This is a genomic window from Bacillus sp. JJ1127, from assembly GCF_036965845.1.
Lineage (GTDB): Bacteria > Bacillota > Bacilli > Bacillales > Bacillaceae_G > Bacillus_A.
In genome coordinates this window covers 5,247-15,933 of sequence record NZ_JBALQK010000243.1, presented here as the reverse complement: position 1 = coordinate 15,933, position 10,687 = coordinate 5,247, and the positions used below count along the sequence as shown (strand labels likewise).

Below are 10,687 nucleotides of genomic sequence, written 5' to 3'. Positions count from 1 at the left end.
GCATCTGGCCATGCATAGAAGCGGTCAGGGCCTGTTTCTGCCCCATGCAAGGTTGAAAGTAAAGAGAGAATGCAAGTGCAGGTCATGTTTTATTCTGCATCGCAGCGACTTATATGTTGAAAAATTAAAGTTGGTGTATATAAAATTACTAAGTAAAAACATTTCGTTGATAGAGGTGTCACTTTATGAATATAGGCAGAAGCAAAGCGGTTTTGTCCGAAGGATTGAATAGTCGCTTTTTCTTCTTATATTGTTTTTTGTATTCTTTTTTTATATTTTTTTATTTTTCTAAAGACAATATTGGAAAAATGACATAAAATATTGTAGGATACATAATAGTTATTATTTTAATAAATAGATACATATATGAAAATGGATCATGAAGTGAAACTTCCATCAGCGGATCATTGTGCTCATAAAAGAGAATGATGGAAAAGAAAGGGTGTGGAATATGCCAGATTTGATTAGTGACGTAGGTCACTATATGAACTATTTAGTAACAAAACGAAATACAGTTTCTAGTAATATTGCAAATGCAAATACACCAGGATATAAAGCACAGGATGTTACATTTGCTGAACAGATGCATATGAGCAATAAATTGTACAAAAAAAATAAAGCTGATTTGCAGACAAATCCTGATTTATATCAAACAAGTAATATGCATTTGCCGACAGCAAATGCGAAAAATACATACGCAAAGATTCAGACGAAATCGATGCAAACAAATAAAGATGGAAACAGTGTCGATGCAACAACAGAAATGATAGATTTACTGAAAACAAATCAGTTATATGGTATTTCAATCAATTCAATTAATACGCAGTATGCAATCGATCAAGCGGCACGAGGACGTTAAGGAAAAAGGAGTGACAACTATGTTTCAGGCAATTAATGCAAGTGGATCAGGATTAACAGCTGCGCGAAAGTGGATGGAAGTTACTTCTGATAATATTGTTAACGTCAATACAACAGGAGCGCCAGATGGAGAGCCATATCGTCGCCGTAGCGTTGTATTAGAGGAAAATAATAATTTTGCAAGTATGTTGAACCAAACTCCGAATAATGGAGTTAAAATCAAAAGTATTGAATCAGATCCAAAGGAAAATCTTGTTTATGATCCGTCACATCCACATGCGAATGCAGAAGGATATGTTCGCTATCCAAATGTTGATATGACAGCTGAAATGACGAATGTAATGGTCGCACAAAAAATGTATGAGGCGAATACAAGTGTACTAAATGCAAATAAAAAAATGCTCGATAAAGATTTAGAAATCGGCCGAGGATAATAGGGAAGAGGGAAAGTATGAAAATCGAATCAGTGATGAATACACAACCATTTGGGACAATCCAACCAATTGGCGCGCCGAAAACTTCACAAACATCTACGGTTGAAGGTAAGAAGTTTATTGATTTATTGGAAGATATGAATCAAACGCAAAACAATGCTCAAACAGCAGTATATGATTTGCTTACAAAAGGTGTGGGAGAGACACATGATGTCCTCATTCAACAAAAGAAAGCTGAATCACAAATGAAAACAGCGGCTGTTGTACGTGATAATCTAATTGAAAACTATAAACAGCTACTTAATATGCAAATTTAGGAAAATGGACGGGTGTGTTTAAATGGAAAAGATAAAGAATGTTTTCCGATCGTTAAAAACGTGGCATAAGATGGTCATTGGCGCTGCGCTTTTAGCGATTGCAACAGGAGTACTTTTATATTTCACCTTGCCAGATAAATACGTTGTTGTATATCAAAATTTAAATGATGCAGATAAACAAGAGATTACAGCAGAATTATCAAAGCTAGGTGTCGATTATCAGCTAGCAAACGATGGAGCGATTCGGGTTCAAAAGAAAGATGCTCAGTGGATTCGAAAAGAAATGAATGGAATGGGTTTACCATTTAACTCTAAAAGCGGAGAAGAGATTTTATTAGAAAGCTCACTTGGATCAAGTGAACAAGACAAGAAGATGAAACAGCTTGTCGGTACGAAGAAACAATTGGAGCAAGATATTGTTAGAAACTTTGCGACAGTGGAAAGCGCAAACGTTCAAATTACCTTGCCAGAAAAAGAAACGATTTTCGATGAAGAAAAAGCAAAAGGAACGGCTGCGATTACAGTTGGTGTAAAACGCGGGCAAACGTTGACAGAGGATCAAGTTGCAGGAATTCAGCAGATGATTAGTGCAGCAGTTCCAGGTGTGAAACCAGAAGAAGTCAGCGTTATCGATAGTAAAAAAGGCATCGTGTCAAAAGGAGCAGAAGCATCTCATAATGCAGGCTCATCTTCATATGAGAAAGAAGTAGAGATGCAGCAGCAAATTGAAAGTAAGCTGAAACAAGATATTGATGCAACATTATCAACGATGTTTAAACAAAATGAGTTTAAGGTCAATACGAAGGTAAATGTAAATTATGATGAAGTAACACGCCAGTCAGAAAAATATGGTGATAAAGGTGTGCTTCGTAGTAAACAAGATCAGCAGGAGCGTTCCACAGCGCAAGAAGGTGCGGATGCGAAGCAGGCTGCTGGTATTACCGCAAATGGCCAAGTGCCAAACTACGGTACAAGCAATAATCAAAATGGAAAAGTCGTGTATGACAACAACAGCGGTAACAAAATCGAAAACTACGAAATTGATAAAACGGTTGAAACGATTAAAAAGCATCCAGAATTAACAAAGACAAACGTTGTTGTTTGGGTGGATAATGATACGTTAGTAAAACGAAAAATTGATATGACAACTTTTAAAGAAGCCATTGGAACAGCAGCTGGTTTACAAGTAGATCCAAATGGACAATTTACAAACGGTCAAGTAAATGTTGTTACGGTTCAATTTGATCAACCGAAAGCAGAAAAAACAAAAGAACCAGAACCAAGTGGTTTCAACTGGTGGTTAATTGGTGGAATAACTGGAGGGCTTCTCGCACTAGGTGGTTTATTATGGTACTTCTTAGCGAAACGTAAGAAAGAGGATGAAGAAGAACTAGAAGAATATGAGCCATTTGCGGAAGAAGAAGTGGCTGCTACTGAGGAAGTCATTATGGAAATTCCAGAGGAAGAGCCAGAACCAGCAGAACCAGCGGAACCAACGCTAGATGAACAAGTGCAGGAAGCTACAAAAGAGCATGTAGAAGGTACTGCGAAAGTTATTAAAAAATGGTTAAACGGACAGTGAGGGAGGAAAAACGATGTTAGATGAAATCTCCTCCAAAGAAAAAGCTGCCATTATCATTCGTACATTAGACGAAGGAGTGGCAGCGAAAGTCATTGAATATATGACAGCTGAGGAAAAAGAAGTATTGCTTCGCGAGATTGCTAAGTTTCGTGCGTATAAACCTGAAACATTAGAAAATGTAATGGGACAATTTTTATATGAATTAAATGTGAAAGAGCTCAACTTAGTTACACCAGATAAAGAATATATTCGCCGTATATTTAAAAATATGCCGGAAGATGAACTGGAAAAACTATTAGAAGATCTTTGGTATAACAAAGATAATCCGTTTGAGTTCCTGAATTCACTTACTGACTTAGAACCGCTTCTGACTGTATTAAATGATGAATCACCACAAACAATTGCCATTATTGCATCTTATATTAAGCCGCAGCTTGCTTCTCAATTAATTGAGAAATTACCAGATCATAAGCGTGTGGAAACAGTAATGGGGATTGCCAAACTAGAGCAAGTAGATAGCGATCTAATTGGTCAAATCGGCGAGCTATTAAAATCGAAATTAAATATGATGGCATTTAGTGCGATTAATAAAACAGATGGTCTGAAAACGATTGTTAATATTTTAAACAACGTTTCACGTGGTGTGGAAAAAACAGTCTTTCAAAAACTTGATGAAGTGGATTATGAACTATCCGAAAAAATTAAAGAAAATATGTTTGTCTTTGAAGACTTACTTGGCCTTGATTCTCTTGCGCTTCGCCGTGTATTAGAAGAAATTACAGATAACGGCGTTCTTGCGAAAGCATTGAAAATTGCGAAAGAAGAAATTAAAGAGAAATTATTTACATGTATGTCTGCAAACCGTAAAGATATGATCCTTGAAGAATTAGATGGCTTAGGACCGATTAAGATGACGGAGGCTGAAAAAGCACAGCAAACGATTACAGGTACGGTGAAAAAGCTAGAGAAAGAAGGAAGAATTGTCATTCAAAGAGGTGAAGATGATGTCCTTATTTAAAAACAGAATTCCCAAGAATTCTGTTTCTTTTTCTGAAGAAACGTATGAATTACAATTTCCGAAGCCTCCAGTTCACGTAGAACAGGAAGAAATCGAAGTAGAAATAGAAGTCGATTATGCAGAATTAATTGCGCAGCAAGAAGCGCTGCATGCTGAAATGAGCCAGTTCAGAAAAGACCAGCAAATGTTACAGGCGGAACGAAAACAACTACTAGAGGAAAAAGAACAATTCAAAATGCATGTTCATGAGCAAATTGAACAGCTGGAAGCAGCGCGTCTGCAGTTTCAGCAGAAGCAACAAGAAACGGCATATGAGTGGGCAGAGTTACTATGGGATCAATCACTTCAGCTTGCCGAAAAAGTTGTTAATCAAGCAATTGATACACATGGGTTAGATATTCTTCCTATTTTAAAAGGAATTGTTGAAACGCTCCCGACTTCATTTGAAAAGTTAATTATTACGGTGCATCCAGAAACATTTGAACGGATTGAAGCGGAAAAGGAAAATACGAAAGAATATTGGCTCCTGCAACTTGTAGAATGGAAATATGATTTTTCCATGGAATTTGGCGAGTTTGTCATTGAAGAAGAAAAAGAGTTTTTCGAATTTAAGTTTGCACCTATATTTGAGAAGCTTCGTCAAAGATGGGAAGAACAAAAGGTATTCGAGGAGGTATGAGCGGTATGTTGATGAATGAACATAACAAATGGAATGCATTTATCAATGCGCCGTTTTATACGAAAACAGGAAAAGTTCATAGTGTACAGGAACAGTTCTTTACTTCCAAAGGGCCGAAAGCAAAGATTGGTGATGTTTGTCTTGTTGGTGAACATCGTGTTTTATGTGAAGTCATTGCAATTGAAAAAGAAAACAATATGCTGCTTCCATTTGAACAGACTGAAAAAGTATGCTATGGCGATTCTGTAACGTTAATTGCTGAAGATGTTGCCGTACCTCGTGGGAATCATTTACTAGGAAAAGTGTTAAGTGCGAATGGGGAGATTTTAAACGAATCAAGTGAGAGTGTACCGCTTCAAAAAGTACAATTAGACGCGCCTCCTATCCATGCATTTGAAAGGGAAGAGATTACCGAAGTATTTGAAACGGGTATTAAATCCATTGATTCCATGCTAACCATTGGCATCGGGCAAAAGATTGGTATTTTTGCTGGTTCGGGTGTTGGGAAATCAACACTGCTTGGCATGATTGCAAAAAATGCGAAGGCGGATATTAATGTCATTAGTTTAGTAGGGGAACGCGGTCGTGAAGTAAAAGACTTTATTCGAAAAGAACTGGGCGAAGAAGGTATGAAAAAAAGCGTTGTTGTGGTAGCAACTTCCGATGAAAGTCATCTTATGCAGCTGCGTGCTGCAAAGCTAGCAACGTCAATCGCTGAATATTTCCGCGATCAAGGAAATAATGTACTGCTTATGATGGACTCTGTTACCCGTTTTGCGGATGCAAGACGAAGTGTTGATATTGCGGTGAAGGAATTACCGATTGGCGGGAAAACACTTCTTATGGAAAGTTATATGAAGAAATTACTCGAACGCTCCGGTAAGACGCAAAAAGGATCGATAACAGGTATTTATACTGTACTTGTTGATGGTGACGATTTAAATGGCCCTGTACCAGACTTAGCTCGCGGTATTTTAGATGGACATATTGTATTAAAGAGGGACCTTGCAACACTCAATCATTATCCAGCCATTTCAGTGCTAGATTCTGTGAGCCGGATTATGGAAGAAATCGTATCAGAAGAGCATTGGCAACTGGCAAATGAAATAAGAAAGACGTTATCAATCTATAAAGAAAATGAATTGTACTTCAAATTAGGAACGATTCAAGAAAATGAAGAGAATGCTTACATCTTTGAATGCAAAAATAAAATAGATAGTATAAATACATTTTTAAAACAAGGTCGAACCGACAGTTATCATTTTAGTGATACCGTTCAAGCGATGAATCATATTGTATAGAGACCTCGCTTTTTGAGGTCTTATTTTTGTTTTTTAATATTTCACAGATTTTTTTGTGAAAAAACTATATAATAGGATAAGAGAACGTTATAATAGAAGGGGGTTATAAAACAGGTGAATAAGCAGCAGTATGATACGATAAAATGGCAAATCAATCAAGAAAAAGAACATGTTTTAAAAGAAGTGTACGAATTAACAGCTGAAAAAAGAAAAATAGAACAAAAAAAAGAATATGATTTACATGTTTTTCAATCGCGCAGTAAAATTGTTCAGGCTGGGGAACAGATTATGGTTGGCATGCTTTCTTCTCATACATTTTCACCTGAAAGAATAGAAGAATGGAATCGAAAAATACAAAAAATAACTGGGTTTATTCAAAAAAATGAAAATCTTTTAGAACAAATCAAAGAAAAAGAACGTGTGATTGATGAAATGTATCAAGCAGATTGTAAAAAGTTTGCGAAAGTACAAGAAAAACGAGAAGAGAAGATGCTTCTTGATTTGAAAATGTGTATGAATGGATGAGGTGAATACGGTGATAGAACCTATATTTCCGGTGCAACCGAGTTTACCTCCGCAAAAAGGTAAAGGGCTAGAATTACAGTCGAAAGATGGGAAATCTTCATTTCTAAACAAAATGAATGAACAAGACAAGAAACAGCCAAAAACGGAGGGAACGGGACAAAAGGAAGCACCACAGGAAGAACGGCAAGAATATCTTCTCGCAAGAAAATCTTTAAAACAAGAAGAAACATCTGGAAATGAGAAGAAAGAAGAAAAGAAAACGACAGAAGAATTGCTGCTAGCAGTATCAGAACAAATGATGGCAATTGAGCATTTACGTGCGCAACCAGAATTGCTATATCAATACATACAAAAAATACAAGAATTGTATAAAACATATGGAAATATAAAAATAAATGAATTACCTGCAGGAGAGATCCAGCAACTGCAAGCCTTTTTTAAAGAGTTTAATATTGAAAATGCTATATGTTCAGAAGATACAATTCAAATGATTTTAGAAAAAGTAACTTCTTCGGAAAAGCTGTCTGAGCTCTCTAAATCCATTCAAATAGAATCATGTGATTTAACGACAAAAAGTGCTTCAGATCCATTATTAAACAAGGAAGCAGCTGTTAGTGCAGAAAATAAAATGCTGGCCGGGGAACAAGCTGTAGCTGAAAAAGAACAACTACAAAAAGAAACTTTTGTTGGCCTGGAAGACAAGTTGGAAAAACCAGTAGATTCTGAAGGAGAACAAGGTATAAATCCAATTTTTGTTGGAAATGACCATGTCTTGAAAAAAGACGGTGAACAGCTCCAAGCACAAAAAGTTTCCCTTCCGGAATTAGGAAATAAAATGGAAGCGAAAGTGGAGGCTTTACAAAAACTGATCGTAAAGCAAGAACGAGTGTTGTTTCAATTAAATCCTGAAAAGCTTGGAACGTTAACCGTATATATGAAAAAACAAGGTGATTCCATTCAAGTTCATGTTGAAATGGAAAAACACGATGCGAAAAAAAGAGTTGAAATGATTTTTGATGAATTAAAGTTTAAATTAAAAGAAAAAGAGATTCACATTGAATTAAGTTATACGAATAAAGATCAGCAACGTCAACAACAAGAGCGAGAACAGGCGCAAAAGCAACAGCGAGTGATGGTTAAAAAAGAAAAAGCGTCAGAACAAGATTTTGCTGGGTTATTGGAGGAAGACTAAATGCCAGGTGTTGAAATGAATGCAACAAATACCAATCATATGCAAGCGTCCCAAACACAAGCTCAAAATAAAACAGCAGCTACAAAAGCGGGTGATCAAAAAACACCTGGTGTGATGGGGAAAGATGATTTCTTGAAACTCTTTTTAACGAGCTTACAATATCAAGATCCATTTAATGCGATGGATATGGACCAAATGATGAATCAAATGTCGCAAATGTCACTTATGGAGCAGGTACAAAATATGACTAAAGCTGTTGATGCTTTAAAAAATACAGTGAATACAACAGCATTAGATGGTGGTATGAAGTTCCTAGGCAAGCATATAACAGGAGTTTCAACTGATGGGGCGGAGATTTCTGGGAAGGTAGATGCAGTACGATTGGCTCCTAACAATGAAGTACAACTTGTTGTAGGAGACAAAATTGTATTAATGAACTTTGTAACGAGTGCATCAGATCAAGCGATAGAATCAGCAGAGAAACCAGAACAAAAGCCAGAACAAAAACCAGCAGTAAATACAGAGGTAAAATAACAATCTAAAAATAAAAGAGCATAAGGAGTGTAAATAAAATGATTAAATCATTATATACAAGTATTTCAGGTATGAATGCGATGCAAAGTGCATTAAGTGTTACTTCTAATAATATTGCCAATGCACAAACGGTTGGATATAAAAAACAAAAAGCGATGTTTGACGATTTATTATATAACAATACAGTAGGTTCTAGAGGAGACGGCACGTATGCTGGAACGAATCCAAAAAGTATTGGTAATGGTGTGAAATTAAGTGGAACGAATACAGATTATAGCACTGGTACAATAAACCCGACAGGTGTCAAAGGAAACGTAGCAATAGACGGAAATGGTTTCTTTGTAGTGGGCGACTCTCAAGGAGGAAATACCCAATATACACGAAAAGGAACGTTTAATAAATCTGATGATAATTATATTGTCAATACAGAAGGTCAGTATGTATTAGGATATGGTGTGGATCAAAAGACAGGTAAGGTTGATTATTTAAGCGGGATAAAACCAATTTCAGTTCCATTAGACTCAGCAATTGCAGGGGTTCAAACGGATGCGGCGAAAATTTCTGGGAATATTCCAAGAGATGTGCCGGAAATGGTACAAGAGTTTAAGGCGTATGACAGTGCAGGAAAGAAAGTAAGTATACGCATAGAAATTAGCAAAGATACACAACCAAATCAGTATAAATATAATGTATTAGTGGATGGGCAGGTTGCTACAAATAACACTCTTACATTTGATAATACAGGGAAGCTTCAAAACGGTGGACCAGTAAACATTCCATTTAATGTTAACGGAGGTACAGGTACAATCAAGTTAGACGTAAGTGGCTTAAGTAATATGCCTACAGAAAACACCCTTACATCGAAAGCTACAACTGGTCGTGAAGCTGCAGTGGCGAAGGACTATGAAATATCTGATGGTGGTGATGTATTGGTAAGATATTCGGATGGTAGCTCGAGAGTTGCTGGACAGCTAGCAGTTGCTACGTTTCCAAATGACAACGGATTAATGAAAGTAGGGAATGGAAATTACGAACCAACTGCGGCGGCAGGTGTTGTAAATATCGGTGCTGCCAATCAAGGTGGCGCAGGTAAAATAAAAGGGAATTCACAAGAAAGTTCTAACGTTGACTTAGCTGTTGAATTCGTTGATTTAATGTTGTATCAACGTGGATTCCAAGGAAATACAAAAGTAATTAAAGTATCGGATGATATATTAAACGAAGTTGTAAACTTAATTCGATAGTATATAGATGAATGTAGCATCTTTCATAGGTGCTACATGCTTATTTGATATATAGAAAGGGTCTCGGTATGACAAGACAAGAAAGGATTTTACAATTACCTTTTTTTCAGGATAAGCCTGAATTAGCAAGACAAATTATTAAAATAGAACAAGAAGAACATCGATATTTGCCAGATCAATTTGAGATAAAGAAAGTTCCTCCGTATACATTTGGGGAAAGGCAAGTTGTTATTGGTAGAATCCATGAATTTTATTTTGTCGGCATTTATAGTGGGGATAATTGGAAGTATCAAGCGTTTGTTGATGTAATGAAATGCCGAGAGTTTTTTATTAATTTGTCAAGTATTACAGAGAAACAGCTAGCATTTTGGTTTAACAATATTGAATTACTAGCTGCTTCTTAGAATGATACAAATGAAACGGAAGGGAGCAAAACATAATATGGTACAAAATAAATATCGAGTTACATTCATTTCCCCCAGTGAAATCGAACAACGTACCATTATGTCAGCAAATAGCTTACCTGATTTAATTCGAAAAGTTGAGAATATCATTGCTGATCCGAATGGGTACTTTGTAAATGACAAAAAGAATAACTGTTATTTTAAAGTGATAAAGGAAAATATAACTTTCATTCAATATGAGCTATTATTCTCAGATAAGGAAATTCATGTTGAAAAATTAAAGCATGTCGCACCTGCTATATTGCAGCAGCTGTTCCAAAAAGTAAATGATTCGGAACTGTATGCACTTTCTCTTCTTGATGTAGATGTAGCAACGAAAGAATATGTACTAGCACATATGGATCCTAGCCTTCGAATCAGGGTAGAAACAGAGCTTGCAAAAAAATGGGAGGCAATGCCAGCAGAGATTGCTGAGGCACAAGAGGTATTATTAGAGGCACTCGCTTCGTTTATACAAGAGTAATTTTTTATATAAATAGGTCATCTATATAAGTACAAATTGAAAAATCGACATAAAACCTTTCTTTTTAGATGGGAGA

Annotated in this window: 13 protein-coding genes; all 13 read left to right on the top strand. The window is 36.3% G+C overall.

The window, feature by feature from the left end; all coding sequences use genetic code 11:
- The first annotated feature begins 451 nt into the window (after positions 1-451).
- The 13 genes from flgB (at position 452) to V7183_RS21155 (ending at position 10,611) form a co-directional block, all read left to right on the top strand.
- On the top strand, positions 452-859 hold the full coding sequence (gene flgB, locus V7183_RS21215) for a flagellar basal body rod protein FlgB (RefSeq protein ID WP_097896249.1): 408 nt from the start codon (positions 452-454) through the stop codon (positions 857-859).
- Positions 860-878: 19 nt separating this feature from the next.
- Positions 879-1,292: a flagellar basal body rod protein FlgC gene (gene flgC / locus V7183_RS21210; protein WP_335360742.1), complete on the top strand. Its 414-nt coding sequence runs from the start codon at positions 879-881 to the stop codon at positions 1,290-1,292.
- 17 nt (positions 1,293-1,309) lie between these two features.
- On the top strand, positions 1,310-1,609 hold the full coding sequence (gene fliE / locus V7183_RS21205; protein ID WP_335360741.1) for a flagellar hook-basal body complex protein FliE: 300 nt from the start codon (positions 1,310-1,312) through the stop codon (positions 1,607-1,609).
- 22 nt (positions 1,610-1,631) lie between these two features.
- Positions 1,632-3,191 (top strand): flagellar basal-body MS-ring/collar protein FliF, encoded by a 1,560-nt coding sequence (fliF, locus tag V7183_RS21200; protein WP_335360740.1) that lies wholly within the window; start codon positions 1,632-1,634, stop codon positions 3,189-3,191.
- 13 nt (positions 3,192-3,204) lie between these two features.
- Complete coding sequence (locus tag V7183_RS21195) at positions 3,205-4,209, top strand: flagellar motor switch protein FliG (RefSeq protein WP_097896241.1); 1,005 nt, start codon at positions 3,205-3,207, stop codon at positions 4,207-4,209.
- Positions 4,196-4,888, top strand: a complete 693-nt coding sequence (locus V7183_RS21190; protein WP_335360739.1) for a FliH/SctL family protein — start codon at positions 4,196-4,198, stop codon at positions 4,886-4,888. The genes V7183_RS21195 and V7183_RS21190 overlap by 14 nt, the downstream gene beginning before the upstream one ends.
- Positions 4,885-6,189, top strand: a complete 1,305-nt coding sequence (fliI, locus tag V7183_RS21185; RefSeq protein ID WP_335360738.1) for a flagellar protein export ATPase FliI — start codon at positions 4,885-4,887, stop codon at positions 6,187-6,189. The genes V7183_RS21190 and fliI overlap by 4 nt, the downstream gene beginning before the upstream one ends.
- 114 nt (positions 6,190-6,303) lie before the next feature.
- Positions 6,304-6,714 (top strand): cytoplasmic protein, encoded by a 411-nt coding sequence (locus V7183_RS21180; RefSeq protein ID WP_097896235.1) that lies wholly within the window; start codon positions 6,304-6,306, stop codon positions 6,712-6,714.
- Positions 6,707-7,906, top strand: coding sequence for a flagellar hook-length control protein FliK (gene fliK / locus V7183_RS21175; RefSeq protein WP_335360737.1), 1,200 nt, complete (start codon positions 6,707-6,709; stop codon positions 7,904-7,906). The genes V7183_RS21180 and fliK overlap by 8 nt, the downstream gene beginning before the upstream one ends.
- Positions 7,907-8,440 (top strand): flagellar hook capping FlgD N-terminal domain-containing protein, encoded by a 534-nt coding sequence (locus V7183_RS21170; protein ID WP_335360736.1) that lies wholly within the window; start codon positions 7,907-7,909, stop codon positions 8,438-8,440.
- Positions 8,441-8,478: 38 nt separating this feature from the next.
- A complete protein-coding gene (gene flgE, locus V7183_RS21165) occupies positions 8,479-9,684 on the top strand; it encodes a flagellar hook protein FlgE (RefSeq protein WP_335360735.1) in 1,206 nt (401 codons plus the stop codon).
- A 68-nt stretch (positions 9,685-9,752) separates the two neighbouring features.
- Complete coding sequence (locus V7183_RS21160) at positions 9,753-10,088, top strand: DUF3964 family protein (RefSeq protein WP_335360734.1); 336 nt, start codon at positions 9,753-9,755, stop codon at positions 10,086-10,088.
- A gap of 37 nt (positions 10,089-10,125) precedes the next feature.
- On the top strand, positions 10,126-10,611 hold the full coding sequence (locus tag V7183_RS21155; protein WP_335360733.1) for a LysR family transcriptional regulator: 486 nt from the start codon (positions 10,126-10,128) through the stop codon (positions 10,609-10,611).
- Positions 10,612-10,687: the final 76 nt, after the last annotated feature.

What these genes read in the sequence shown, in the direction of transcription:
- fliF (WP_335360740.1), top strand. Translation starts at nt 1,632, where the DNA reads ATGGAAAAGATAAAGAATGTTTTCCGATCGTTAAAAACGTGGCATAAG.
- V7183_RS21190 (WP_335360739.1), top strand. Translation starts at nt 4,196, where the DNA reads ATGTCCTTATTTAAAAACAGAATTCCCAAGAATTCTGTTTCTTTTTCT.
- flgC (WP_335360742.1), top strand. Translation starts at nt 879, where the DNA reads ATGTTTCAGGCAATTAATGCAAGTGGATCAGGATTAACAGCTGCGCGA.
- V7183_RS21195 (WP_097896241.1), top strand. Translation starts at nt 3,205, where the DNA reads ATGTTAGATGAAATCTCCTCCAAAGAAAAAGCTGCCATTATCATTCGT.
- flgE (WP_335360735.1), top strand. Translation starts at nt 8,479, where the DNA reads ATGATTAAATCATTATATACAAGTATTTCAGGTATGAATGCGATGCAA.
- V7183_RS21155 (WP_335360733.1), top strand. Translation starts at nt 10,126, where the DNA reads ATGGTACAAAATAAATATCGAGTTACATTCATTTCCCCCAGTGAAATC.
- V7183_RS21160 (WP_335360734.1), top strand. Translation starts at nt 9,753, where the DNA reads ATGACAAGACAAGAAAGGATTTTACAATTACCTTTTTTTCAGGATAAG.
- fliE (WP_335360741.1), top strand. Translation starts at nt 1,310, where the DNA reads ATGAAAATCGAATCAGTGATGAATACACAACCATTTGGGACAATCCAA.
- fliK (WP_335360737.1), top strand. Translation starts at nt 6,707, where the DNA reads ATGGATGAGGTGAATACGGTGATAGAACCTATATTTCCGGTGCAACCG.
- fliI (WP_335360738.1), top strand. Translation starts at nt 4,885, where the DNA reads ATGAGCGGTATGTTGATGAATGAACATAACAAATGGAATGCATTTATC.
- V7183_RS21170 (WP_335360736.1), top strand. Translation starts at nt 7,907, where the DNA reads ATGCCAGGTGTTGAAATGAATGCAACAAATACCAATCATATGCAAGCG.
- flgB (WP_097896249.1), top strand. Translation starts at nt 452, where the DNA reads ATGCCAGATTTGATTAGTGACGTAGGTCACTATATGAACTATTTAGTA.